General features: G+C 73.2%; 18 protein-coding genes. 10 read left to right on the top strand and 8 right to left on the bottom strand.

Annotated features, from left to right (window positions below):
• Positions 1–260: 260 nt before the first annotated feature.
• The 7 genes from C229_RS0110985 (at position 261) to C229_RS0110955 (ending at position 8,249) form a co-directional block, all read left to right on the top strand.
• On the top strand, positions 261–2,843 hold the full coding sequence (locus tag C229_RS0110985; RefSeq protein ID WP_018655124.1) for a DNA translocase FtsK: 2,583 nt from the start codon (positions 261–263) through the stop codon (positions 2,841–2,843).
• 119 nt (positions 2,844–2,962) lie between these two features.
• Entirely contained in the window at positions 2,963–3,703 is a 741-nt protein-coding gene (locus C229_RS0110980; protein WP_018655123.1) for a helix-turn-helix domain-containing protein, read from the top strand.
• A 49-nt stretch (positions 3,704–3,752) separates the two neighbouring features.
• Complete coding sequence (rimO, locus tag C229_RS0110975; protein ID WP_018655122.1) at positions 3,753–5,171, top strand: 30S ribosomal protein S12 methylthiotransferase RimO; 1,419 nt, start codon at positions 3,753–3,755, stop codon at positions 5,169–5,171.
• Complete coding sequence (gene pgsA, locus C229_RS0110970; protein ID WP_018655121.1) at positions 5,168–5,764, top strand: CDP-diacylglycerol--glycerol-3-phosphate 3-phosphatidyltransferase; 597 nt, start codon at positions 5,168–5,170, stop codon at positions 5,762–5,764. Before rimO ends, pgsA begins: the two co-directional genes overlap by 4 nt.
• Positions 5,765–5,823: 59 nt before the next feature.
• Positions 5,824–7,107, top strand: a complete 1,284-nt coding sequence (locus C229_RS0110965) for a CinA family nicotinamide mononucleotide deamidase-related protein (protein ID WP_018655120.1) — start codon at positions 5,824–5,826, stop codon at positions 7,105–7,107.
• 111 nt (positions 7,108–7,218) lie between these two features.
• Positions 7,219–7,569 carry a helix-turn-helix domain-containing protein gene (locus tag C229_RS0110960; protein ID WP_018655119.1) on the top strand — a complete coding sequence of 117 codons (351 nt, stop codon included), beginning with the start codon at positions 7,219–7,221 and terminating at the stop codon, positions 7,567–7,569.
• A gap of 209 nt (positions 7,570–7,778) precedes the next feature.
• Positions 7,779–8,249, top strand: coding sequence for a Dps family protein (locus C229_RS0110955; protein ID WP_018655118.1), 471 nt, complete (start codon positions 7,779–7,781; stop codon positions 8,247–8,249).
• Between the two features lie 26 nt (positions 8,250–8,275).
• Here the strand turns inward: C229_RS0110955 and C229_RS0110950 are convergent, their stop codons facing one another.
• Entirely contained in the window at positions 8,276–9,097 is an 822-nt protein-coding gene (locus C229_RS0110950; protein ID WP_018655117.1) for an endonuclease/exonuclease/phosphatase family protein, read from the bottom strand.
• A gap of 98 nt (positions 9,098–9,195) precedes the next feature.
• On the opposite strand from C229_RS0110950, the gene C229_RS0110945 reads away from it, so the two are divergent.
• Positions 9,196–10,227, top strand: a complete 1,032-nt coding sequence (locus C229_RS0110945; RefSeq protein ID WP_018655116.1) for an alcohol dehydrogenase catalytic domain-containing protein — start codon at positions 9,196–9,198, stop codon at positions 10,225–10,227.
• Positions 10,228–10,237: 10 nt separating this feature from the next.
• On the opposite strand, the gene C229_RS0110940 is transcribed toward C229_RS0110945, so the two are convergent.
• From C229_RS0110940 to C229_RS0110915, 6 genes are all read right to left on the bottom strand, one after another.
• Complete coding sequence (locus C229_RS0110940; protein WP_018655115.1) at positions 10,238–11,026, bottom strand: Fpg/Nei family DNA glycosylase; 789 nt, start codon at positions 11,024–11,026, stop codon at positions 10,238–10,240.
• 1 nt (position 11,027) lies between these two features.
• Positions 11,028–11,492, bottom strand: coding sequence for an RrF2 family transcriptional regulator (locus C229_RS0110935; RefSeq protein ID WP_026313666.1), 465 nt, complete (start codon positions 11,490–11,492; stop codon positions 11,028–11,030).
• A gap of 100 nt (positions 11,493–11,592) precedes the next feature.
• Entirely contained in the window at positions 11,593–13,038 is a 1,446-nt protein-coding gene (locus C229_RS0110930) for a glycoside hydrolase family 3 protein (RefSeq protein ID WP_018655113.1), read from the bottom strand.
• Positions 13,035–13,877, bottom strand: coding sequence for a carbohydrate ABC transporter permease (locus C229_RS0110925; RefSeq protein ID WP_018655112.1), 843 nt, complete (start codon positions 13,875–13,877; stop codon positions 13,035–13,037). Before C229_RS0110925 ends, C229_RS0110930 begins: the two co-directional genes overlap by 4 nt.
• Positions 13,877–14,848 carry a carbohydrate ABC transporter permease gene (locus C229_RS0110920; protein WP_018655111.1) on the bottom strand — a complete coding sequence of 324 codons (972 nt, stop codon included), beginning with the start codon at positions 14,846–14,848 and terminating at the stop codon, positions 13,877–13,879. Before C229_RS0110920 ends, C229_RS0110925 begins: the two co-directional genes overlap by 1 nt.
• 31 nt (positions 14,849–14,879) lie before the next feature.
• Positions 14,880–16,145, bottom strand: a complete 1,266-nt coding sequence (locus C229_RS0110915) for an extracellular solute-binding protein (RefSeq protein ID WP_018655110.1) — start codon at positions 16,143–16,145, stop codon at positions 14,880–14,882.
• Between the two features lie 196 nt (positions 16,146–16,341).
• Here C229_RS0110915 and C229_RS0110910 point away from each other — a divergent pair, with 196 nt between their 5' ends.
• Both C229_RS0110910 and secA2 read left to right on the top strand, forming a co-directional pair.
• A complete protein-coding gene (locus tag C229_RS0110910; RefSeq protein WP_018655109.1) occupies positions 16,342–17,553 on the top strand; it encodes an ROK family transcriptional regulator in 1,212 nt (403 codons plus the stop codon).
• A gap of 461 nt (positions 17,554–18,014) precedes the next feature.
• Positions 18,015–20,327, top strand: a complete 2,313-nt coding sequence (gene secA2, locus C229_RS0110905; protein ID WP_018655108.1) for an accessory Sec system translocase SecA2 — start codon at positions 18,015–18,017, stop codon at positions 20,325–20,327.
• 553 nt (positions 20,328–20,880) lie between these two features.
• Here the strand turns inward: secA2 and C229_RS0110895 are convergent.
• Complete coding sequence (locus C229_RS0110895) at positions 20,881–25,521, bottom strand: ATP-dependent helicase (RefSeq protein WP_018655106.1); 4,641 nt, start codon at positions 25,519–25,521, stop codon at positions 20,881–20,883.
• Positions 25,522–25,532: the final 11 nt, after the last annotated feature.

Here is a 25,532-nt window from a genome sequence, read left to right as displayed (position 1 = left end):
CCCTGACCCGGTGGTTCGCGTGTATACGTTGCGGCGCGGCTCGGACCCCTGTGATTCGGGCGTATGCGTCACTGCGCGGTCCTGGTCCGGGTGGTTCGGGTGTATGCGTCACTGCGCGGTTCTGAACCGGGCGGTTCGCGTGTATGTGGCTGCGCGGTTCGTGTCTACGTGGGTGTCTGGGGTTCGGGGTTTGTGGGGCGACACGCCCGGGGCTCGGGTGTGGCCGGGTAGGCGCAAGGTGCTTGGTTACGCTGGTCAGTATGGCCACACGTGCGTCCGGTGGGGCGAAATCTTCCTCCCGTGCCGGGAGCGGTGCGGGTCGTAAGCCCGCCGGGGCCAAGCCTCCGGCGCCGCGCAAGCCTCCCGCCAAGAACACGCGCGGTGGCGCGGCGCGGGGCAAGAAGGCGCCGCCGCCCGCCGAGCCGATCCCCAATCTGATCTTCGGCGCGGTCAAACTCGTCTTCAAACTGTGGCAGGTCGCCGCGTACGCGGTCGGGTCGCTGTTCCGGGCGTTCGGCCAGGGCGCGCGGGGCCTGGACGCCGAGCACCGCCGCGACGGGCTCGGGCTCGCGCTGCTCGGCGCGTCGATCGTGCTGGCGTCGGTCACCTGGTGGACGCCCCAGGGCGCCGTGTCGGGTGCGCTGGAGCAGGTCGTGCGCGGCGGGCTCGGCGTGCTCGCGATGGGCCTGCCCGTGCTGCTGGTGCTGCTGGCCTGGCGCGCGCTGCGCAACCCGCCGCCCGCCGAGGAGACCGGCCGCGTCGTCATCGGCCTCACCGCGCTCGGCGTCGGCGTGCTCGGCATCGTGCACATCGCGTTCGGGCTGCCCTCGCCCGCCGAGGACATGGCGGGCGTGCGCGGCGCGGGCGGCGTCGTCGGCTGGCTCGTCGGCAGCCCGCTGGACGCGATGCTGTCCGGCTGGGTCGCCGTGCCGCTGCTGCTCCTGCTGTCGGGATTCGGGCTGCTCGTCGTCACCGCGACGCCGATCGCCCGCGTCCCCGACCGGCTCGCCGAACTCTGGGCCGTCGCCACGCTCCAGCAGCGCCCCACCCCCGAGGAGGTCGTCGACGGCGAGGCCCCCGCGCCGCGCCGCCGCCGCAAGGCCAAGGACGAGCCCGAGGAGCCCGAGGTCGAGGTCGGGGAGCACTCGCGCCCCTACGACACGCCGCTGCTCGACGAGGACGGCAAGCCGTCCGAGCCGTCCGGCCGCGACCTGGCCGACGACCTGTTCGACCCCGACCCGTTCGACGTCCCCCCGCCCCCGCCGCCCGCCGACGTGGACGCGCCGCCGGAACCGCCCGCGCCCGAGCGTCCCGAAGTCCGCGACCCGACGCCCGCGCCGCGCCGCAGCGAACAGCTCCCGCTCTCGTCGTCCGGCGAGATCTACCAGCTCCCCGACCCGGCCGAGCTGCGGCCCGGCAGCGTCGCCAAGCCGCGCACCAAGGCCAACGACCAGGTGGTGAGCGCGCTCACCGGCGTGCTGGAGCAGTTCAACATCGACGCCCAGGTCACCGGCTTCACCCGTGGCCCGACGATCACCCGGTACGAGATCGAGCTGGGCCCGGCCGTCAAGGTCGAGAAGATCACCGCGCTGACCCGCAACATCGCCTACGCGGTCAAGAGCCCCGAAGTGCGGATCATCTCCCCGATCCCCGGCAAGTCCGCGATCGGCGTCGAGATCCCCAACGTCGACAAGGACATCGTCAGCCTCGGCGACGTCCTGCGCTCCCCGGCCGCGACCAACGAGCACCACCCGATGATCGTCGGGCTCGGCAAGGACGTCGAGGGCCGCACCGTCGTGGCGAACCTCGCCAAGATGCCGCACATCCTCATCGCCGGCGCGACCGGCGCCGGTAAGTCAACGTGCATCAACGGCCTCATCACCTCGATCCTCATGCGGGCCACGCCCGACGAGGTCCGGATGATCCTGGTCGACCCCAAGCGCGTCGAACTGACGATGTACCAGGGCATCCCGCACCTGATCACGCCGATCATCACGAATCCGAAGAAGGCCGCCGAAGCCCTCGAATGGGTCGTGGGCGAGATGGACCGCCGCTACGACGACCTGGCCGCGTCCGGGTTCCGGCACATCGACGACTTCAACAAGGCCGTCGCGGCGGGCAAGCTCGTCCCGCCGCCCGGCAGCGAGCGCGTCTACGCGCCCTACCCCTACATGCTCGTGATCGTCGACGAGCTGGCCGACCTGATGATGGTCGCGCCCCGCGACGTCGAGGACTCGGTGGTCCGCATCACCCAGCTCGCCCGCGCCGCCGGCATCCACCTCGTGCTGGCCACCCAGCGGCCCAGCGTGGACGTCGTCACCGGCCTGATCAAGGCGAACGTGCCGTCCCGGCTGGCGTTCGCGACGTCGTCGCTGGCCGACAGCCGCGTCATCCTCGACCAGCCCGGCGCGGAGAAGCTGGTCGGGCAGGGCGACGCGCTGTTCCTGCCGATGGGCGCCAGCAAGCCGATGCGGCTCCAGAACGCCTACGTCGCCGAAAAAGAGATCACCAGCATCGTCGACCACTGCAAGGCGCAGATGGAGGCGGTCTACCGCGAGGACGTCACCGACGTCGCCGGGCCGAAGAAGGAGATCGACGAGGACATCGGCGACGACATGGACGTGCTCGTGCAGGCCATCGAACTCGTCGTCACCACGCAGTTCGGCTCGACGTCGATGCTCCAGCGCAAGCTCCGCGTCGGTTTCGCCAAGGCCGGACGCCTCATGGACCTCATGGAGAGCCGCGACATCGTCGGTCCCAGTGAGGGCTCCAAGGCACGGGACGTCCTCGTGAAACCCGACGAGCTGGCCGGAGTGCTGGCCGATGTGCGGGGCTCGGTGTGATGTTGCGGGGGATCGGACAATAGATGCGAAATCTTGCCCTTGATCGCACGTGTCGCCGGTCGCCCAGCGGGCATCCCGGTTCCTAGACTGGAAACGTCGCACTGCGGGAGGAGGCTCGGGTGAGCATCGGTGAGACCTTGGCAGAGGAACGACGGCAGGCCGGTCTCACGGTCACCCAGGTGAGCCACCAGACGCGCATCAGGGAAAGCGTCATCCGCGCCATCGAGAAGAACGACTTCACCTCGTGCGGCGGCAACTTCTACGCGCGCGGGCACATCCGCAGCATCGCGCGCGTCGTCGGCGCCGACCCCGAGCCGCTCGTCCGCGCGTTCGACGACGCGAACGGCGGCGCGCCCGCGCCGGTGTCGGTGCTCACCGCGTTCGAGCCCGAGCGGCCCGTCGCGTTCAAGGAGCGGCGCGCCCCGAACTGGACGGCCGCGATGGGCGTCGCGCTCGGCGTGCTGGTGCTCGTCGGCGTCTTCCAGCTCTTCGGCTCGGGCGGCAGCGCGCAGCACACCGCGCGCCAGGTCGCCACGACGCCGTCCGCCGCTCCGGCCACCACGCCGCCGCCCCGGCAGGACGCGGCCCCCGCGCCCGCGCCCGAGGCCGTCGAGCTGCGCGTCAAGGCGCGCGAGATGACGTGGGTGCGCGTGCGCGGCGACAAGAACCGCGAGCTGTACACCGGCGTGCTCAAGGCCGGCGTCGTCCGCGAGTGGAAGGCGTCCAAGCGCATTGTCATCGAGATCGGCAACGGGCGCGGCGTGAAGCTCACCGTCAACGGCAAGAACCTCGGCTACCCGGCCAAGAACGGCGCGGCCGTCCGGCTGAAGTTCACCCCGAAGGACCCCGAGCCCGCGTAGACCGCCCGACGGTTCGTCAGGACTCCGCCGCGCCATTACCTTTAACCCTATGTCCACACGCCGTACCGTCTCTCTCGTCACGCTCGGGTGCGCCCGCAACGAGGTCGACTCCGAAGAGCTCGCCGCCCGGATGGAGGGCGCCGGGTGGGATCTCACCGAGTCCGCCGACGGGGCCGACGTCGTCGTGGTGAACACGTGCGGCTTCATCGAGGCCGCCAAGAAGGACTCGATCGACACGCTGCTGGCCGCGCACGACTCCGGCGCCAAGGTCGTCGCCGCGGGCTGCATGGCCGAGCGGTACGGCGCGGAGCTGGCCGAGGCGCTGCCCGAGGCCGACGCCGTCATCGGCTTCGACGACTACACCGACATCGGTGACCGGCTCAACGACGTCCTGGAGGGCCGCGCGCACGCCGCGCACACGCCGCGCGACCGCCGCACGCTGCTGCCGATCAGCCCGGTCGAGCGGCACGCGTCCGCGCCCGCCGTCGCGATCCCCGGCCACGGCGAGACGCCCGACCTGCCCGCCGGGCTGGCGCCGGAGTCGGGGCCGCGCGTGCTGCGCCGCCGCCTCGGCGGCGGGCCCGTCGCGCCGCTGAAGCTGGCGTCCGGCTGCGACCGGCGCTGCACGTTCTGCGCCATCCCCGCGTTCCGCGGCGCCTACGTCTCGCGGCAGCCGGCGGAGGTCCTGGAGGAGGCCCGCTGGCTCGCCGGGCACGGGGTGCGCGAGCTGGTGCTCGTCAGCGAGAACTCCACCTCCTACGGCAAGGACCTCGGAGACCTGCGCGCGCTGGAGAAGCTGCTGCCGAGCCTGGCGGCGGTCGACGGCGTCGACCGCGTCCGCGTCAGCTACCTGCAACCCGCCGAGCTGCGCCCCGGCCTGCTGGAGGTCATCGCGGCCACGCCCGGCGTCGCGCCCTACTTCGACCTGTCGTTCCAGCACGCCAGCGGTCCGGTGCTGCGCTCGATGCGCCGCTTCGGTGACCGCGAGCGGTTCCTGGAACTGCTCGACCGCATCCGCACGCTGGCCCCCGAGGCGGGCGTGCGCTCCAACTTCATCGTCGGCTTCCCCGGCGAGAGCGAGGACGACTACGAGGAACTGGCCGCGTTCCTCACCGGCGCGCGGCTCGACGCCGTCGGCGTGTTCGGCTACTCCGACGAGGACGGCACCGAGGCCGCGACCCTGCCCGGCAAGGTCGACCAGGACGAGGTCGACCGCCGCGTCGCCGAGCTGACCGCGCTGGCCGACGAGCTGACCGCGCAGCGCGCCGAGGACCGCGTCGGCACCGAACTGCACGTCCTGCTGGAGGACAAGGCCGACGACGGCGCCGCCGAGGGCCGGGGCGAGCACCAGGCGCCCGAGGTCGACGGCACCGTGCTGGTCCACGGCGACGGGCTGCCGCTGGGCGAGATCGTCCGGGTCCGCGTCACCGGCAGCGACGGTGTCGACCTGGTCGCGGCCGTCTCGTGACGGCGGGCACGCCGGAGCCCGTCGCGGGTTCCCCCGATCCGGCGGCGCCGCCTCCGCCGAGCGTCTACAACGTCGCCAACCTGCTGACGCTGCTGCGCATCGCGCTCGTCCCGCTGTTCGTCTGGCTGCTCGTCCAGGACGGCCTGGGCTGGCGGCTCGGCGCGTTCGCGGTGTTCGCGGTCGCGTCGGTCACCGACAAGATCGACGGCGACCTGGCGCGCAAGTACGGGCTCGTCACCGACTTCGGCAAGATCGCCGACCCGATCGCAGACAAGGCTCTGACCGGCGCCGCGCTGGTCACGCTGTCGGCGCTCGGTGAGCTGTGGTGGTGGGTCACGATCGTGATCATGGTGCGGGAGATCGGCATCACGCTGCTGCGCTTCGTCGTCATCCGCTACGGCGTGATCCCGGCGAGCAAGGGCGGCAAGCTCAAGACGATGCTCCAGGTCCTCGCCATCGCGGCGATGCTGCTGCCCGGCCCGCTCGACCCGGTCCGCTGGACGCTCATGGCGGCGGCGGTGGTCGTCACGACCGTGACCGGCCTCGACTACGTCCTCCAGGCGTGGCGGATGCGCCGGGCCGCCCGCGTCTAGCAGGGCGTTCCGTCGTCCCGGGGCGATAGGTTCGGAGGAGGGACAGCGGAAGGGGTGCCGTGCGGGTCGAACTGGTCACGGTGGGGGACGAACTGCTGCTCGGTGACGTCGTCAACGGCAACGCGGCGTGGATGGGGCGGCGGCTGGCCGACGTGGGCGCCGAGCTGACGCGCAGCGTCGTCGTCCCCGACGACCTCGACGCGATCGTCGCGGCGCTGACGGCCGCGCTGGGCCGCGCCGACGTCGTCGTCACCACGGGCGGTCTCGGCCCGACGTACGACGATCTCACGCGGGACGCGCTCGCCAAGGCCGCCGGGGTGGAGCTGGTCCGCGATCCGCAGATCGAGAAGCGGCTGCGGGCGCGCGGCGAGCGGTTCCGGCCGATGACGCTGCGCATGGCCGACGTGCCCGCGGGCGCGACGACGCTGGAGAACTCGGCGGGCACCGCGCCGGGCCTGCGCGTCGAGCTGCGCGGCGGCGTGGTGTTCGCGCTGCCGGGCGTCCCGCCGGAGATGCGGTCGATCATGGAGGACGGCGTCCTCCCCGAGATCATCGAGCGCGCCGGGCTGCCCGTCGCGGCCCGGCGCACCCTGCGCACGGCGGGCGTGTGGGAGTCGGTCCTGGCCGACCGGCTCGCCCCGGTGGAGGCGATGCCGCGGGTGCGGCTGGCGTACCTGCCGGCGCCGGGCGAGGTGCTGGTGCGGATCACGACCGCCGGCGACGATCCCGGCCCGGCGCTCGACGCCGCCGAGGAACGCGTCCGCGAACTGCTCGGCGACACGGTGTACGGCATGGGCGACGAACCGCTCGTCGCGGTGATCAGCGGCCTGCTGGAGGAGCGCGGGGCGACGATCGCGGCGGCCGAGTCGCTGACCGGCGGGCTGATCGCGGCGGAGCTGACCGGGCGGGCGGGGTCGTCTGCGACGTTCGCGGGCGGCATCGTCACCTACGCCACCGAGACCAAGCACCGGCTGCTGGGCGTCCCCCGGGAGCTGCTGGACGCGCACGGCGCCGTCCACCCCGACGTCGCGGCGGCGATGGCGACCGGCGTCCGCGACCGGATCGGCTCGGCCTACGGCGTCGCGGTGACCGGCGTCGCCGGTCCCGACCCGCAGGACGGGCAGCCGGTCGGCACGGTTTTCGTCGCCGTGGCCGGACCCGGCGATTCCCTGACCGTGGTGAGGCCGCCACTGCCGGTGACCGGTTCCGGCCCCGAGGTGCGCGCGATCATCCGGCGGATGACGGTGGTCTGCGCCCTTGACCTGGTACGACGTACACTGCTCGGACTCGGTCCCGGGCCGCTGACCGGCGCGGACGGTCAAGATCGGGAAGAGAAGGGTTGATTACCGCGTTACGTTGCGAGCGAACACGAAATCGACGGTCTGCCACGGCCACCCCCCAGGCGGGTACGGTGGAAGCGGCAGATGGTCCGAACTGAGGGAGGGAGCGAGACGATGGTCCTGCTTCGCCAGCTGCTCGGTGACGTACTGCGGCAGCTGCGGCTGCGCCAGGGACGCACCCTCCGTGAGGTGTCCGCTGCTGCGCGGGTCTCCCTCGGATACCTGTCCGAGGTCGAACGGGGACAGAAGGAAGCGTCCTCGGAGCTGCTCGCCTCGATCTGCAAGGCGCTCGGAGTGCCGCTGAGTCACGTGCTGCGTGAGGTCGCGGACGCTCTGGCCCTCGCCGAGCTGCAGCACGAGCCCGTCATGGCGGGCGCGCCCGAGCACGAGCGGATCTCCGAGAGCATTCCGGCCACGCCGGAGGAGATCACCGGCGAGCTGCGCCCGGACATGGTCGCCGCCTGACCGGGCGCCCGGCTCGCGGCACGCGTGGCTTCGCGATGCCCGCGTGCGGCCCGCCGCCGCGCCCGTGAGGCGCGGCGCCCCCGCGCGGCGTCCGGGAATCGCCGCAGGTGAGGGTGCCCTTTGTGGGCGGCTTCACGAGTAATCGCGGCATAGACGGGGAGGCCAGACGTTGTAACGGATGACCGGAACGACGTTGGAAGGAGCCCCTCATGGCGACGATCAAGAGCCCGCTCGACGAGCAGGCGCGGAAGGCCACGGGGCAGGCGCTCCAGGGCGCGCTGATCGACCTGGTCGATCTGTCGCTGTTCGCCAAGCAGGCGCACTGGAACCTGACCGGGCGCAACTTCAAGGTCGTCCACGAGCACCTCGACGAGATCGTCGATCTCGCCCGCGAGGGCATGGACGACGTGGCCGAGCGCGCGGTGGCGATCGGCGTCAACCCCGACGCCCGCGTCCGCACCGTGGCCGACCGCACCGAGATCGACCAGCTCGACGCCGGCTACCTGGCCGACGACAAGGTGGTCGCGGCGGTGACGGACACGCTCGCGCAGATCATCACCCGCTTCCGTGAGCGCGTCGCGGCGACGGACGAGCCCGACCCCGTCAGCCAGGACCTGCTGATCTCGATCACCTCGGAGCTGGAGAAGCAGCACTGGATGTTCCAGGCGCAGACCTCCTGATCCCGCGACACCGACGGGCCCCGGCTTCACGCCGGGGCCTTCGCCGTGTCCGGGGCTTCGGCCAGGTCGGCGACGACGGCGACATGGTCGGACGGCCAGACGCCGTCGACGGGCCGCTCGCCGAGCAGGCCGACCGAGGTGACGGCGTGCGGTCCGCCGACGTGGATGTAGTCGATGCGGGCGTCCGGATTACCCGGCTTTACGTAGGGATTGCCGTTGCGCCACGTCGTGCCCGGGTCGGCGGGATCGGCGTAGCCCCAGACGTCCTGGAGGCTCATCTGCGGCACGACCGGCGCCGTCCGGACGCCGCCGAGCAGCCGGACTTCGTCGGAGTCGGGCACGGCGTTGAGGTCGCCGGTGACGATCGGGCCGCGTCCGGCCGCGCCCTGGTGGGCCGCGACGAACGGCACCAGCTCCCGCACCTGCGCCATCCGCGTCCCCGACGCCCACGGCGGCGCCTCCAGGTGCGTCGTGAAGAACGGAACGGGGTCGGGCGCGTCCGCGAGCACGTACAGCGCGGTACGGCCGTCTCCGGCGCCACCGGGCGCGGGCAGCGACAGCACCTCGCGGTCGGCGATCGGCCACCGGCTGAGCACGGCGACGCCGACGTCGCAGCCGTCGCCGGGCGCCCGGTCGCGCCAGCGCGCCGAGGACGCGAACGGCGCCCACGTCCAGTGCAGGCCGAGTTCGGCGGCGAGCCAGCCCGCGAGGTTGTCCCGTTCGTCGCCCCATACCTCCTGCAGGCCGACCAGGTCGGGCCCGGCCGCCGCCAGCACCGCCCGGATCGCCTCCCGGCGCCGCCGCCACGGCCCGAACCGCCACCACACGTTCCACGTCACGACGCGCATGCTTCCTTCTACCGCCCCCGCACCGGCGGCCCCCGCCCGAACGCCCGGGCGTGATCGTGATGTGATGGAGGGGCAGGCACGGGGACAAGGGGGTTCCGATGCGCGCGTACCGGATCGAGCGGTGGGAGGAGACGCCCCGGCTGGTGGACGTCCCGGTGCCCGAGCCGGGGCCGGGGGAGCTACTGGTGGAGGTCGCCGGGTGCGGGCTGTGCCACTCGGACCTGGCGCTGATGGGGATGCCGCGCGAGATGGGCGAGGCGCTGGGGTGGGAGGCGCCGTTCACGCTCGGGCACGAGACGGCGGGACGCGTCGCCGCGCTCGGTGACGGCGTCCTCGGCGTGGCGGAGGGCGACGCGGTCGCGCTGGTGTCGCCGTCGTCGTGCGGGGTGTGCTGGTACTGCGTGCGCGGCCTCGACAGCATCTGCCCGTACGGGCTCGCGGGACGCGGGTACGGCGGCGACGGCGGTCTCGCCGAGTACGTGCTGGTCGGCAGCGTCCGCGACGTGATCCCGCTGCGCACCCTCGACCCGCGCACGGCCGGGCCGCTCACCGACGCGGGCGCCACCGCCTACCACGCGGTGCGCCGCGTGCTGCCGCGCGTCCACCCGGGCGGCGTCGCCGTCGTGCTGGGCACCGGCGGGCTCGGCGCGTTCGCGATCCAGCTCCTGCGCGAGCTGACCGGGGCGCGCGTCGTCGCCGTCGACACCAACCCGGGCAAGCTGGAGCTGGCCCGCGACCTCGGCGCCGACGAGGTCTGCACCGAGCTGACGATGGAGGCCGTGGCCGACCTCACCGACGGGCGCGGCGCCGACGCCGTCCTGGACCTCGTCGGCGTGGACGAGACGATCACCGCCGGGCTGTCGGCCGTCCGCTGGGGCGGCGCGTTCGGCCTGGTCGGCTCGTCCGGCGGCTCGTTCCCGTCCCCGTGGTTCGGCGGCCTGCCCCGCGACGGCGACGTCTTCGTCTTCCAGGGCTCCACCATCGCGGACCTCCAGGAGATCGTCGCCCTCGCCGAACGCGGCGTCATCCGCACCGAGGTCGAACTGTTCCCCCTGACCGCCGTCGAAGAGGCGTACGCCCGCCTCGAACACGGCGACCTACGCGGCCGCGCCGTGGTGGTGCCCGGCTAGCGGGCGCGCGTCACCGCTCGGGCTGGCAGCGGGGGCACCAGTAGGTTGAGCGGTCGCCCGCCTCGGAGGGCTGGTAGGCGCGGCGGACGCGGGTGCCGCAGCGGCGGCACGGCCGGTCGTAGCGGCCGTAGGTCCAATGTTCGCGGCCGGGGCGGCGGTCGCCGGTGGTGATGTGGCCGTGCCGGGCCTTGTTGGCGTCCAGCAGGCGGTGCGCGAGATCGACCAGGCCGGGCAGGTCCGCGACGTCCGCGACGGGCGTCCACGGCTGGACGCCGCGCAGGAACAGCAGCTCGGACTTGTAGACGTTGCCGATCCCCGCCAGCCGCGTCTGGTCCATGACGGCCTCACCGATCGGGCGTTCGGGCCGCTCGGCCAGCCGCCGGACGGCCTCGTCGCGCAGCGCGGCGTCCCAGCCGGGGTCGAGCAGGTCGGGGCCGAGGTGGCCGACGACGCGGTCCTCGTCGGCGGTCGGCAGCAGCTCCAGGATGCCGAGCGAGCTGCCGACGGCCTGGAACTCCTCGTTGGCCAGGACGAGCCGCACCCGGTGGCCGCGCGGCGGGGGACCGGCCGGGCGCACCCGGAACTCGCCGTCCATCAGCAGGTGCACGTGGATGGTGGCGCCGCCCTCGACGCGGACGAGCAGGTGCTTGCCGCGCGAGGCGACGTCGAGCACGGCGCGTCCGCGCAGGTCGGCGGTGGCGTAGCGGGGGACGCGGAAGTCCGAGCGCGTCAGCACCCGCCCGGCGAGCGCCTCGCGCAGGCGCCGGGCGGTGTTCCAGACGACGTCGCCTTCGGGCACGTCAGAGGAAGGAGGGGCTTTCCCAGGCGGCGGGATCTTCGGTGAGTTTGCGGACGGGAGCGGGCAGTTCGCCGGAGGCGACGTGCTGGAGGGAGATGCGTTCCAGGATGCCGCGCTCGCTGGCGCGCAGCGCGATCCAGACCTCCTGGAGCGACCGGGCGGGACCTTCGTAGCCGACGTGCTCGGGGCGTTCGCCCCGGACGCCGAGCAGCGGCCCGTCGATGGCGCGGATGATGTCGGCGAGGGAGATGTCGGCGGCGGGGCGGGCCAGCCAGTACCCCCCTTCGGGGCCGCGCTGGCTGCGCACCAGGCCGGAGCGCCGGAGCTGGCCGAGGATGTTCTCCAGGAACTTGGGCGGTATCTGCTGCGCCTCGGCGAGCTGGACGGCTGTCACCGGACGGTCTCCGGCGACGGCCAGCTCGGCCGCGGCGCGCAGGGCGTAGTCGACCCGTGCGGACAATCGCATGTGGTTATTATCCCTTGCCGATCTGACTGGTCGGGCTTAGGGGCGTCATGGAACGGTGCGAACGGCCCGGCGTCCCCGTGGCCGGGCCGTTCGCGGCGTCTCACCCGGTGGCGGTGAGCCCGAGCAGCTCGGCGGTGGCACGGGCGTTGGCGTCCGTCGCGCCGAACGTCGCCACGTGCACGGCACCCTCGGGCCGCCAGACGGGCAGGCCCATCTCCACCAGGACGGCGTCGGGCCGCTCGGCCAGCAGCGCCGTCGCCAGCGTCCGCTGGCCCTCGTGGCGGTGCGCGTCCCGCAGGACGATCACCAGGCCGCGTCCGCTCGCCCGGTCCAGCAGCCCGGGCGCCTCCCGCGCCGCGCCCTCGGCGCGGACGGCCTCGGCCGCGTAGGGCGCCAGCCCCCACGGCGTCGGGCCGACCGCGATGTTCCCCGACGCCGCCAGCTCGACGACCAGCGGCGTCCCGCTGAACCCGGCCAGCTCGCCGGTGACCCGCAGCGCGCGGCGGGCGCCGTCCAGGCCCGCGTCGCGGTCCACGGCCGTGCCGAAGGCCGGGGGAGCGGGGACGAGCTTGGCGGTGCGGGCGGCGGCGTCGGCCAGCCGCTCCAGTGGCAGCCGCCCGGCGCGGACGGCCGCCTCGATCGCCGCGACGACGGCCAGCAGCGACTCCTCGTGCTCGCGCGGGCCGAGGCACAGCAGGTCCACCCCGGCGATGAGCGCCCGCACCGCCGCCTCGGGGATGCCGATGGCGCCGCTGGCGCCGTCCATGTCGAGCGCGTCGGTGACGATCACGCCCTGGTGGCCGAGCCGTTCGCGCAGCAGCCCGGTGATCACCTCAGGGGCGAGGGTCGCCGGAACGCCCGGGGCGTAGGCCGGGACGTTGAGGTGCGCGGTCATGACGGCCCGCACGCCCGCGGCGATCGCCGCCCGGAACGGGACCAGCTCGCGCCGGTCCAGCAGCCCGGCGTCGGCGTCCACGAGCGGGACGGCCAGGTGCGAGTCCTGCACGGTCGCGCCGTGGCCCGGGAAGTGCTTGGCACAGGCGGCGACGCCCGCCTCCTGCGTCCCGGTGACGGCGGCGGCGGCGTGCCGGGCGACCAGCTCGGGGTCCGAGCCGAACGCGCGGGTGCCGATGACCGGGTTGTCGTCGGCGGTGTTGACGTCCACCGACGGCGCGAAGTTCAGCGTCACGCCCACCTGCGCCAGCTCGGCGCCGAGCGAGCGGTAGACGCGCCGGGTCAGCTCCGGGTCGTCGGCGGCGCCGAGCGCCGCGTTGCCCGGGTAGGGGCTCGCGACGACGTGGCCGCCGAGCCGGGTGACGTCGCCGCCCTCCTCGTCGATCGTGACGATCGGGGCGTTCGCGGCCGTGCGCATCGCGGCGGTGAGCGCCGCCAGCTCGTCGGTGCCGCGCACGTTGCCGTTGATGGCGAACAGGGTGACGCCGCCGAGGCCGCGCTCCAGCTCGTCCAGCAGCCAGCGGGGCGCGGTCGCGCCCGCGAAACCCGGCAGCAGCGCGGCGCGGGCCAGCCGGGACAGTTCGTCGCTCATCCCTTCACCGCCCCGGCGGTCAGCCCGGAGACCATCTTGCGCTGCACCGCGAGGAAGAACACGATCACCGGGATCGTGAGCAGCGTCGACGCCGCCATGATCGGGCCCCACGCGTTCCCGCTGCGACCGAAGAAGAACTGCATCATCATCGGCAAGGTCGCCTTCTCCTGGTCGTTGAGGAACGTGAACGCGAAAATGAACTCGTTCCAGGCGGTGATGAACGAGAAGATGCTGGTGGCGACGAGGCCGGGCGCGACAAGGGGCAGCAGCACGGTGAAGAACGTGCGGAAGGGGCCCGCGCCGTCGATCGCCGCCGCCTCCTCCAGCTCCTTCGGGACGGCCGCCACGAAGCCGCGCAGCATCCAGATCGCGAACGGCACCGCGAAGCCGATGTAGACGAGGGTGAGCCCGGCGTAGGTGTCGAGCAGGTCGAGCTGCTTCAGGTCGAGGAACAGCGGGATGACCAGCGCCTCGCACGGCACCATCTGCACCACGAGCAGCATGATCAGGAACGTCGTGCGGAAGCGGAACCGGAACCGCGCGACGGCCGTGGCCGCGAGCAGGGCCAGCAGGCTCGACACGACGACGGTGGCGAGGGCCAGCAGCAGGCTGTTGCGGAAGTAGACCCAGAACGACTGCTCGGCGATGCCGCCGTTGATCACGAAGTCGAAGTGTTCGAGCGTCGGGTTCGACGGGAACGGCTGCGGCGTCGTGGAGAAGATCTCGGTGTTGGGCTTGAAGGCGGTCGTCACCATCCAGAAGACGGGGAAGACGGCGGCGAGGAACACCAGGACGCCGGCGGCGTTGACGCCGATCCTGCGGAGTCGGGTGGTGCGCATTACTTCGTCTCCCCCTGCCGGACCATGACCCGCACGTACACCGCGGTGACGGCGAGCAGGATGACGGTGAGCACGAGCGCGATGGCCGAGCCCATGCCGAGCTTGGGATTGAGCGAGCCGAACGCCTCGGCGTAGGCGTACAGCGACAGGTTGAACGCGTCGCGGTTGGCGAGCCCGGACATGATGAAGAGCTGGGTGAAGACCTTGAAGTCCCAGATGATCGACATCACGAGCAGCACCAGGAAGATCGGCTTGAGGATCGGGAACGTGATGCTCCAGAACGAGCGCCACGGGCCCGAGCCGTCCACCCGCGCCGCCTCGTACAGCTCGCTCGGGACGCTCTTCAGCCCCGCCAGCACCGACACGGCGATGAACGGGCACGCCTGCCAGACGACGCAGATCGTCAGCACCGTGTAGGTGCCGAGCGGCGTGGAGAACCAGTTGTAGTCGTCCCAGCCGGAGCCGACGAGCCAGTCCGGCAGCAGGTCCAGGGTCCAGTTGACCAGGCCGCCGGTCGAGCCGAACAGCCAGGAGAAGATGATCGCGGCGGTCACCGGGGGAGTGGCCCAGGCGACCATGACGCCGCCCGCGACGACGTTCGACATCCGCTTGCCCAGGCGGTTGAGCAGCAGCCCGACCAGGGTGCCGACGAGCATCGTCAGCGACACGGCGACGGCCGCGAAGAGCACCGTGTGCTTCAGCGCCTGCCAGAACAGCGGGTCGGAGAGCATCGTGGAGAAGTTCTCCGCGCCCACCTGCTCGGCGGGTTCGCCGCGGAGCTGGCGGTTGCCCACCTTCTGGAAGGACATGATGACGATCTGGATCATCGGCCAGAACATCAGCACGGCGATGACCAGCACCGTCGGTGCGATCAGCAGGTAGGGCCCCAGCCGGGGCCGGCGGCGCCGACGCGCCGGGCCGGAGGTCTTCCGGCCCGGCGCCTCGCGCACCGCGGGAGCGGTGTCGAGCATGAACCTCAGTCCGTTCGCGCGGCAGTCCTGGCTACGGGTTCAGCAGGGTGTTGGCCTGCTCGTTGGCCTTCTTCAGCTCGTCGTCGAGGGACTTGCCCTGCATGATCGCCTTGACGGCGTTCGGCAGGACCTTCTTGGCCTGCTCGAACTCGCCCCAGCCCGCGCTGATCGGCGGGAACTTGGTGTTGCCGGCGATCGTCGTGAAGATCTCCAGCTTGGGGTCGGAGAACTTGACGTCCGAGCGCATCGAGGAGAAGCCGCTGTAGTCGGCCCACGCCTTGGCGTTCTTGGCGTTGTTCAGCACCGTGATGTAGTCGAACGCGGCGCCGGCGGCCTTGGTGTCCTTCCAGACGGCCAGGTCCGAGCCGCCCGCCATGACCGGCGCGTTGCCGCCCGCCTTGGACGGGATCGGGAAGACCGCCCAGTTGTCGGCGTCCTTCGCGGAGATCTTCTTCATCTCCTTGAGGGCCCACGAGCCGTCGAAGTACATGCCGAGCTTGCCGAGCGCGAAGTCGCGCTGCGGGCCGTCCAGCTCGTTCTTGCCGACGTACTTCTCCGGGGCGACCTTCTGCTTGCCGACGAGGCCCGCGTAGAAGTCCACGGCCTCCTTGGCCTGCGGCTGGTCGAGCTTGCCGGTGAACTTGTCGCCCTCCTTGACGGCGACCTCACCGCCGTTGCCCCAGATGAAGCTGAGCAGGGCGTTGGTCTGGTCGCTCGGGACGCCGATGCCGGGGACCTTGTTCTCGTCCTGGATCTTCTTGGCGGCGGCGGCCAGCTCGTCCCAGGTCTTGGGCGGCTGGATGCCGGCCTTGTCGAACCAGTCCTTGCGGTACCAGACGCCCCGGACGCCGCCGTACCACGGCACGGCGTAGGTCTTGCCGCCGCTCTGGTCGTTCTCCAGGGCGGCCTTGCTCAGCGTCTTGCCGTCGGCCCACTTGTCGAACCGGTCGCCGATGTCGAGGAGGCTGCCCTGCTCGATGTGCGACTGGACGTCGGTGTTGCCCAGCTCGGTCACGTCCGGGCCCTCACCGCCGGCGGCGGCCTTCTGGAACGTGGTGGCGACCTGCGGCCAGGGCACGTACTTGACCTGGACGTCGGTGTTCGGGTGCGTCTTCTTGAAGTCCGTCTCGACGTCGTCGAGGAACTTGGTCTGCTCGGGCGTGCCCTCGCCCATCATCCAGACCTTGAGGGTCGCCGGGCTCTTCTCCTCGGTGCCCGAGTCGCCGTCGTCGCCGCCGCAGGCCGTGGCGGCCAGGGCGATCGCGGCCGTCGCGGCCGCAATCTTGATGAATTTCACTGGGGGTTCCTTTCCGGCTTCGCCTCGCGGGCGGAGCGTCACCACCTCGTCGGGCCCCAGTAGGGTCCGACCATGCCCGTTTTCCTCCGCACCGCTCGCGGGCGCCCTGCTCGCCAGTCGGCTTGGGCGTAAACTAACAAGAAACTTTCCTAAACAAAACGCTCGTTAGCGGATTGAGACATCGAGGGGTACGAGCATGGTCGGACGGCCGGGGACACCACGCCTGCTGCGGCAGTTGAACGACCGCGCCGCCCTGGATCTGCTGGTCAGCGACGGGCCGCTGACCAGGGCGCAGATCGGCGAGCGGACGGGTCTCTCCAAAGTTACGGCCTCCCAGCTACTGTCCCGGCTCGAAGAACGCGGGCTCGTCGAGGCGGCCGGAGAGCTGGCCGGAGGGCGCGGCCCGAACGCCGCGCTGTACGCGGTGGTGCCGTCGGCCGCCTATGTCGCGGGTCTCGAAGTCGGCCCCGGGGGCGTCACGGCCGGGGTCGCCGACATCACCGGGCGCGTGATCGCGAAGGTGACCGTCGATCCCAACGGGTCGTCCGAACCCGTGGAACTGGTGCACAGCGCGGTGGTGAAGGCGTGCCGGTCGGCGCGGGTGGCGCTGGCGAAGCTGAGCGCGTTCGTCATCGGGTCGCCCGGCGTCGTCGATCCGCGCACGGGCGACGTCCAGTTCTCGTTCGACCTGCCGAGCTGGCACGAGGGCGTGCTGGCCGCGCTGCGCACCGACCTGCGCCGTCCGGTGACGATCGAGAACGACGTGAACCTCGCCGCCGTCGCCGAACGCGCCTACGGGGCCGCGCGCGACGCCGAGGACTTCGCGCTCGTCTGGCTGGACCGCGGCATCGGCCTGTCGGTGATGCTCGGCGGGCGCCTGCACCGGGGCCGCTCCGGCGGCGCGGGCGAGATCGGCTACCTGCCCGTGCCCGGCGCGCCGCTGCCGGTCGGCGGGGCGCGCCGCGACGGCCAGGGCGTCACCGAGTCGACGTCGTGGGGCATTCCGGCGCTCGCGGGCGGTTACGGCTCGCTCGTCGGCGCCGACGCCGTCCGCCGCCTGGCCCACACCCACGGCCTCACCGAGCCGACGGCCGTCGAGTGCGTGGCGGCGGCCGCCGCCGACGAATCCCGTGGCGGCGCCTTCCTGGACGAGCTGGCCGACCGCATCGCGTACGGCGTGACGTCGGTGAACATCGTCCTGGACCCGGGCCTCGTCGTCCTGTCCGGGAACCTCGGCGCGGCGGGCGGCACCCCGCTCGCCTCCCGCATCGAGTCCGTCGTGGCCCGCCTCAGCCCGACCCGCCCCACCGTCACCGTCACCCGCGTCGACGGCGACCCGGTACTGCGCGGCGCCCTGCACGCGGCCCTCGAACAGGCCCGCGACGCCGTCTTCTCCACCGACACCTGACCCAGCAAGAACGCGGACGTCGGGCCCGTCGCGCGGGACAGACGGTGGAGACACGACGGCGCCGGACACCGTGCGGGCGGTGTTCGGCGCCTGGGCGGGGTCGGTACGACCCCGTGGATGTCAGGTCCCGGCGGTCACTTGGCGGGTGCGGCCGGAGCCGCGGGCCTCGGTGTGACGCGCCGTGGATCGTGCATCGCGCGATCCAGGACGGTGCGGTTGATGACCTGTCGGCGCCGCCGCTGCGCTGCGGCGGCCCGGGCCGTCGGTGTCATGAGAACTCCCCGTTCCGCGGCGGGCTTTCCCCGGCCCGCCGCAACCCCGTACGCTCCGGATTCTGTCAGGCGACAGGTCGCCTCCGAATCCGCCGTAAGGAGGAAATGGAGGTGCGACCTGGTAAGGACTCCGGTCCTGGATGCCCGGGACGTCCGGGATCGTCCATCCGTCGTTCGGGGGAGGAACACATGGCGTTGCGGGATCGGCTGCGTCGGTTCGCGCAGAAGCCCGGGTCGGCCGACACGGGGCCGCTGCGCCGCGTCGTCGACGCCGCCGGAGCGCGCGAGGACGACGTGCGCGAGCTCACCGACGCCGCCCTCACCGACGCCGTCGCGGCGCTGCGCGACGGCGGCCTGACCTCCGACGCCGACCTCGCGGAGTTCTGCGCCCTCGGCCGCGAGGCCGCGCACCGCGCGCTGGGTGAACGGCCGTTCGACGTGCAGCTCGTCGGCGTCCTCGCGCTGCTGTCCGGGCGTGTCGCCGAGATGGCCACCGGCGAGGGCAAGACGCTCGCCGGAGCGCTCGCCGCCGCCGGGCACGCGCTGCGCGGGCGGCGCGTGCACGTCCTGTCCGTCAACGACTACCTGGCCCGCCGCGACGCCGCGTGGATGGCTCCGTTGCACGCCCTGCTCGGCGTCACGTCCGGCTGGGTCACGCAGGAGTCCACGCCGGACGAGCGCCGCGCCGCCTACGGCGCCGACGTCACGTACGCGCCCGTCAGCGAGGTCGGCTTCGACCTGCTCCGCGACCGCCTCGCGACCTCGCCCGGCGCGGTCGTGCTGCCCGAGCCGGGCGTCGCGCTGGTGGACGAGGCCGACTCGGTCCTGGTTGACGAGGCGATGGTCCCGCTGATCCTCGCGGGTGCCGCCGACGGCGCCGCCGCCGCGCCCAGCCACGCCGACCTCGCCCGGCGGCTGCGCCCCGGCCGCGACTACACCACCGACGAGGACGCCCGGAACGTCCAGCTCACGTCCGACGGCGCCCGCGCCGTGGAGCGCGCCCTGGGCGGAATCGACCTGTACGCGGCGGACAACCTCGGCACGCTCACCGGCGTCAACCTCGCCCTGCACGCCGAGGTGCTGCTCCACCGCGACGTCGACTACATCGTGCGCGACGGCGAGGTGAAGCTGATCAGCGAGTCGCGCGGCCGCGTCGCGCTGCTCCAGCGCTGGCCGGACGGCCTCCAGGCGGCCGTGGAGGCCAAGGAGGCGCTGGAGGCGTCGCCGGGCGGCGAGATCCTCGACCTGGTGACCGTGCAGGAACTGATCAACCGGTATCCGGTGCGGTGCGGGATGACGGGCACGGCCCTCGCCGTCGCGGGGCAGCTCCGCGAGTTCTACGAGCTGGACATCGTCGTCGTCCCGCCGAACCGGCCGCGTGTCCGCGAGGACCGTCCCGACCTGCTGTACGCGACCGTCGCCGACAAGGAGACGGCCGTCGTCGAGCTGATCGACGAGGCGCACCGCGCGAACCGTCCGGTGCTGGTGGGGACGCTGGACGTCGCGGCGTCCGAGCGGCTGGCGACGCGACTGCGCCGCGCCGGCCTGGACCCGGTCGTCCTCAACGCCAAGAACGACGCCGAGGAGGCGTCGATCATCGCCGGTGCGGGCGCGCCGGGCACCGTCACGGTGTCGACGCAGATGGCCGGGCGCGGCACCGACATCCGCCTCGGCGGCCCGGACGGCTCCGCGCACGACGCCGTCGCCGACGCGGGCGGCCTGCTCGTCATCGGCACCGGCCACTACCACTCCAGCCGCCTGGACGACCAGCTCCGCGGCCGGGCGGGCCGCCAGGGCGACCCGGGCGGCTCGGTGTTCCTGGCGTCCCTGGAGGACGACCTGATCACCCGCTACGCCCCCGAGGAGTCCTACGGCGGCACGGTCGCCGACGACGGCTCCATCACCGACAAGAACGCGCACTGGATCGCCGGGCACGCCCAGCGCGTCGCGGAGGGCGTCGACCTGGAGATCCACCGCAACACGTGGCGCTACAACCACCTGATCGGCCTCCAGCGCGGCGCGTTCCTCAAGGACCGCGCCAAGGCCCTCACCGGCTCACACGCCGACGACCTGCTACGCGAACGCGCGAAGGACCACCACGCCCACCTGGTCGGGGAGACGTCGGCGGAAGAGGTGGCCGAGGCGTCCCGCCAGATCGTCCTGTACCACTTCGACCGCGCCTGGTCCGACCACCTCGCCTACCTCACCGACCTCCGCGAGGGCATCCACCTGCGCTCCCTGGGCCGCGGCCTGGACCCCCTGGTCGAGTTCAACCGCGAGGCCGTCCCAGCAGGCAAACGCCTCACGGAAGAGGCCCGCACATCAGCCGTGGAGACCTTCAACTCCCTGGAACCGGGCCCGGACGGCCTGGACCTGGCGTCGGCAGGCGTCCAACGCCCCACGGCGACCTGGACCTACATCGTCCACGACAACCCTTTCGGCACCCTCGACGACCGAGCCTTCCGGGGCCTGGTCACCCTTCTCACCACCCGCCGCCGCTGACCCCGGCTCACAGCACGGAGACGGTGTGGTCGTCCAGGCTCATGAGTAGCTAAGCGGCCCGCACCCAGCGGATGCGCGGGTCGTCGTAGCCGACCGACACGGCCTCGGTGGACACCGGCCCGGCGGGTCCGAGCACGTGGAGGACGCCCCGCACCCCGGCAAGGGAGGTCTTCGTCGCCCGCAAGGCCACATGGCCGCGCCGGAAGTGCGGGCACGCGCGGACCGCCCTGTCCCCGCACGGCGGGCAGACCGGCGGGTGCGACGTCACGACGGCCGCAGGCCACGGGTTCTCCTCATACTCCCGCCTGCCCAGAAGCCACCGCATCGACTCGGCGTCAGCGGGCTTGCCTCCGCAGATCTGGCAGAGGCGCTTACGCATGGCCCGCCGCTGCCGCAGGAAGTGCACGGCCCCGAAGTCCGGACGGCCCTCGCCGGGGCACGCACCGACCCGGCTCCACCTGCGTCATCCCCGGCGACAGGGTCGAGATCGTCGCCGAACTCGCCCCCGGAGAAGGCGCGCACTGGCCGGTCGACCCTGTGCGTGCTTAGTAGGTCAGTTACGCAGGCGGAGGCCGCGTGGGGTGGGGTGGAAACCGGCGGATTCCAGGGCTGCGGCCAAGGGGGAAGCGTTGATGTCGGTGCCGTCGGCTCTTTCTACGGTGAGTTTGCCCAGGGCGCCTTCTCGGACGGAGAGGGCCAGGGCGTCTACTGCGGGTTGGAGGGTGGTGGGGTCGTCGGTCCAGGTGAGGAGGGTCTTGCCGCCTCGTTCCACGTAGAGGGTCAGGTGGCCGTCCATGAGGACGACCAGGGCGCCTGCCTTGCGGCCCGGCTTGTGGCCGCTGGCGGTCTCGTCGTCGCGGGGCGGCCAGGGGAGGGCGGCGCCGTAGGGGTTGGCGGGGTCGGTCGCGGCTAGGACGATCGCGCGGCGGCCCGTTTCGCGGGACGGGGCCGTCTCCCAGATCGCGCCCGGGTCGGGCGCGGCGGGGCGCAGGGCGCGCAGGCGGTCCACGGCGCCCGGCAGGGCGAACTGGGCCGCGCCCAGGCCCTCGACGAAGTAGCCCCGGCGGCAGCGGCCCGTGTCCTCGAAGGCGCGCAGCACGGGATACACCCCGGCGAACCCGCCGGGTGTGCGCTCGGCGGCCACCGCGCCCCGGATGACGATGCCGTACCGCTCCAGCAGCGCCTCGGCGAGCGCGTGCGAGCGCGGCGTCGGCGCCGTCTCCCGCGCGGGCACGAGCCACCACCGCCCCGCCGCCGTGGGCGGCCCGGTCCGCGAAGGCAGCACCGGCCGTCCCCGTCGTCCGGCCCGCGCCCGGTGCGTCGGCCGCCCCGACCCCAGCGCCGCCCGCAACGGCGCGAGCGTGTCGTTCGTGACCAGCCCCGCCCACACCAGATCCCACAACGCGGACACCAGCTCCCCATCGGCCACTCGCCCATCGCCCGCCGACCCCGTCGTCTCGGCGTCGGTCGGGCGGGGCGCGGAGTTCACGCGATCGGAGAGGGTGCGGAAGAAGAGGGCGTTGCCGTCGTTCAGGGCGTCCAGGGCCGTCTGGTGGACGGGTGTCAGGGTGATCTCGGCGGGTTCGGGCAGGAGCAGCGGGGCCGTGTCGGCGAGGTACAGGGAGATCCAGCCGTCGCCGCCGGGCAGGCCGCCCTGGCCCGCCCACAGCACCTCGCCCGCCGAGGTCAGCTCGTCGAGCATGGCGGGGGAGTACCCGGCCACGCGGGACGGCAGGATCAGCGACTCCAGCGCCGACGCCGGAACCGCCGCGCCCTGCAACTGCTCGATCGCCTGGACGAGCGCGTCGATGCCCCGCAACCGCGACCCACCGGCCACGCCGTGCCACATCGGCAGGAAACGCCCCAGCGCCTCCGGCGGCGACGGCTCCACCTCCGCGCGCAGGCGCGCCAGCGACCGGCGCCGCAGCGTCCGCAGGACGCCCGCGTCGCACCATTCGCCCGACAGCGGACCCTCGACGGCCGAGATCGGCAGGAACTCGCCCGCCACGACCCGCCCCGCGCCCGCCAGCCGCCGCAGCGCCTCGGTGACGACGGCGACGCCAAGCCCGAACCGCGTCGCGGCCAGCGTGGCGGGGAACGGTCCGTGCGTGCGGGCGAAGCGGGAGACCAGGTCGCCGAGGGGGTCGTCCACGGGCTCCAGGAACGCCTCGGGCACGCCGACCGGCAGCGGCGCGCCGAGCGCGTCGCGCAGCCGCCCCGCGTCCTCGATGGCGGCCCAGCGTTCCTCGCCCGCGACGCGCACCCGGATCACCCGCCGCGCCGCCTCCAGCTCGGCCAGCCACGGCCCCGGATCGGCGGTCGAGCGCAGCGCGGCCTCGGCCGTGGTGAGCGGGCCGACGACGCGCAGCAGGTCGGCGGCGCCCTCGGCGTCGCGGGCACGGCGGTCGTCGGCGAGCCATTGCAGCTCGCTCTCGGTGTCGGCGACGACCTCCGGATCGAGGAGTTCGCGCAGGTCGGCCTGGCCCAGCAGCTCGGCAAGCAGCGCCGAGTCGAGCGCGAGCGCCTGCGCGCGCCGCTCGGCCAGCGGCGAGTCGCCCTCGTACATGAACGCGCCGACGTAGTGGAACAGCAGCGACCGCGCGTACGGCGACGGCTGCGGCGTCTCCACCTCGACCATCCGCATCGACCGCCCGGCCAGATCCCGCATGACCTGGACGAGCCCCGGGACGTCGAACACGTCCTGAAGGCACTCGCGCATCGTCTCCAGCACGATCGGGAACGACGGATACCGGCTCGCCACGGCCAGGAGCTGCGCGGCCCGCTGGCGTTGCTGCCACAGCGGCATCCGCCGGTCGGGGCGGCGGCGCGGCAGCAGCAGCGACCGCGCCGCGCACTCGCGGAACCGCGCCGCGAACAGCGCCGAGCCGCCCAGCTCGTCCACGACGACGCGCTCGATCTCGTCGGCGTCGAACAGGGCGACGTCGAGCGAGGGCGGTTCGTCCATGTCGGGGACGCGCAGCACGATGCCGTCGTCGGCGTGCATGGCCTGCGCGTCGACGCCGTACCGTTCGCGCAGCCGCCCGGCGATGGCCAGCGCCCACGGCGCGTGCACGCGGGCGCCGAGCGGCGAGTGGACGACGAGCCGCCAGTCGCCCAGCTCGTCGCGGAACCGCTCGACCACCAGCGTGCGGTCGTCGGGCAGGTGCCCGGTGGCCTCGCGCTGCTCGGTGAGGTACGAGACGAGGTTCCCGGCGGCCCAGTCGTCCAGCCCGGCCGCCGTCACCCGCGCGCGGGCCCGCTCGGCGGGCAGCCCGGCCAGTTCGCGGGTGAACGCGCCGAGCGCCCGCCCCAGTTCGGCCGGGCGGCCGGGCGAGTCGCCGTGCCAGAACGGCAGCTTGCCGGGCTGGCCCGGCGCGGGGGAGACCAGGACGCGGTCGGGCGTGATGTCCTCGATGCGCCACGAGCTGGCGCCGAGCACGAACACGTCACCGACGCGGGACTCGTACACCATCTCCTCGTCCAGCTCACCGACCCGCGACGACTTCTCCCCGACGAGGAACACGCCGAACAGCCCCCGGTCGGGGATGGTGCCGCCGCTGGTGACCGCGAGCCGCTGCGCGCCCGGCCGGTCGCGCAGGACGCCGGTGACGCGGTCCCACACGAGCCGGGGCCGCAGCTCACCGAACTCGTCGCTGGGGTAGCGGCCCGCGAGCATGTCGAGCGTGGCCTCCAGCGCCGAGCGCGGCAGCGTCGCGTAGGGCGCGGCCCGCTTGACGACGGTCTCCAGCTCGTCCACCGTCCACTCGTCGAGCGCGACCATCGCGACGATCTGCTGCGCGAGGACGTCGAGCGGGTTGCGCGGATACCGCAGCTCCTCGATGGCGCCGCCGCGCATCCGCTCGGCCACCACCGCCGTCTGCACCAGATCGCCCCGGTACTTCGGGAAGATCACGCCCTTGGACACCGCGCCGACCTGGTGCCCGGCCCGGCCGACGCGTTGCAGCCCGCTCGCCACCGACGGCGGCGACTCCACCTGCACGACGAGATCGACGGCGCCCATGTCGATGCCGAGCTCCAGGCTGGACGTCGCGACGACGGCGGGCAGCCGCCCCTGTTTCAGGGCGTCCTCGATGCTGGCCCGCTCCTCCTTGGACACCGAACCGTGGTGCGCCCGCGCGATCTCCGCCGGAGCGCCCAGCGCGGCCCCCGCCTGCGCCATCACCTGGGCGGGCGAACCGCCGCCGAGGGCGCGTTCGACGTCGTCGGGGCCGATGCGCTCCAGCCCGCCGCCCTCCTCCCGCGCGACGGACGCGCGCTCGAACGCCAGCTCGTTCAGCCGCCCGCACAGCCGCTCGGCCAGCCGCCGCGAGTTCGCGAACACCAGCGTGGAGCGGTGCGCCTCGATGAGGTCGAGGACGCGGTCCTCCACGTGGGGCCAGATGCTGCGCTGACGCGGATCGGCGGTGCCCGACTCGTCGGTGAACGTGCCGACCTCGCCCATGTCCTCCACGGGGACGACGACGTCGAGATCGAACACCTTCTCCGACGGCGGCTGCACGGCCCGTGCCGGGCGCGGCCCGCCGAGGAAGGCCGCGACCTCCTCCACCGGACGGACCGTCGCGGACAGGCCGATGCGCTGCGCGGGCCGCTCCAGCAGGGCGTCGAGCCGTTCGAGCGACAGCGCCAGGTGCGCGCCGCGCTTGGTGCCCGCGACGGCGTGGACCTCGTCGACGATGACGGTCTCCACGCCGCGCAGCGCGTCGCGCGCCTGCGCGGTGAGCAGCAGGAACAGCGACTCGGGCGTGGTGATGAGGATGTCGGGCGGCCGGGTGGCGATGCGGCGGCGCTCGTCGGCCGGGGTGTCGCCCGACCGGATGCCGACCGTGATGTCGGGTTCGGGAAGGTCGAGCCGCCGGGACGCCTGCCGGATGCCGGTGAGCGGCGCCCGCAGGTTGCGCTGGACGTCCACCGCGAGCGCCTTCAGCGGCGAGACGTACAGGACGCGGCAGCGCCGCTTCGGGTCGTCCGGGACGGGCTCGGCGGCGAGCCGGTCGATCGACCACAGGAACGCGGCCAGCGTCTTGCCGGACCCGGTGGGCGCGACGACGAGCGTGTTGTCGCCCTGCGCGACGGACGTCCAGGCGCCCTCCTGCGCCGCCGTGGGCGCGGCGAAGGCCCCGGTGAACCACGCCCGGGTGGCGGGGGAGAAGCGTTCCAGCACGTCAGCGCTCATGTCCTCCATCC

The sequence above is a fragment of the Actinomadura flavalba DSM 45200 genome (assembly GCF_000374305.1).
Taxonomy (GTDB): domain Bacteria; phylum Actinomycetota; class Actinomycetes; order Streptosporangiales; family Streptosporangiaceae; genus Spirillospora; species Spirillospora flavalba.
This window is presented reverse-complemented; position numbering and strand designations above follow the sequence as displayed.

Bases quoted from the DNA above. Each gene is read 5' to 3' on its own strand.
- C229_RS0110985 (WP_018655124.1), top strand. From the start codon at position 261: ATGGCCACACGTGCGTCCGGTGGGGCGAAATCTTCCTCCCGTGCCGGG.
- rimO (WP_018655122.1), top strand. From the start codon at position 3,753: ATGTCCACACGCCGTACCGTCTCTCTCGTCACGCTCGGGTGCGCCCGC.
- C229_RS0110960 (WP_018655119.1), top strand. From the start codon at position 7,219: ATGGTCCTGCTTCGCCAGCTGCTCGGTGACGTACTGCGGCAGCTGCGG.
- C229_RS0110955 (WP_018655118.1), top strand. From the start codon at position 7,779: ATGGCGACGATCAAGAGCCCGCTCGACGAGCAGGCGCGGAAGGCCACG.
- C229_RS0110950 (WP_018655117.1), bottom strand. From the start codon at position 9,097: ATGCGCGTCGTGACGTGGAACGTGTGGTGGCGGTTCGGGCCGTGGCGG.
- C229_RS0110945 (WP_018655116.1), top strand. From the start codon at position 9,196: ATGCGCGCGTACCGGATCGAGCGGTGGGAGGAGACGCCCCGGCTGGTG.
- C229_RS0110935 (WP_026313666.1), bottom strand. From the start codon at position 11,492: ATGCGATTGTCCGCACGGGTCGACTACGCCCTGCGCGCCGCGGCCGAG.
- C229_RS0110930 (WP_018655113.1), bottom strand. From the start codon at position 13,038: ATGAGCGACGAACTGTCCCGGCTGGCCCGCGCCGCGCTGCTGCCGGGT.
- C229_RS0110925 (WP_018655112.1), bottom strand. From the start codon at position 13,877: ATGCGCACCACCCGACTCCGCAGGATCGGCGTCAACGCCGCCGGCGTC.
- C229_RS0110920 (WP_018655111.1), bottom strand. From the start codon at position 14,848: ATGCTCGACACCGCTCCCGCGGTGCGCGAGGCGCCGGGCCGGAAGACC.
- C229_RS0110910 (WP_018655109.1), top strand. From the start codon at position 16,342: ATGGTCGGACGGCCGGGGACACCACGCCTGCTGCGGCAGTTGAACGAC.
- secA2 (WP_018655108.1), top strand. From the start codon at position 18,015: ATGGCGTTGCGGGATCGGCTGCGTCGGTTCGCGCAGAAGCCCGGGTCG.
- C229_RS0110895 (WP_018655106.1), bottom strand. From the start codon at position 25,521: ATGAGCGCTGACGTGCTGGAACGCTTCTCCCCCGCCACCCGGGCGTGG.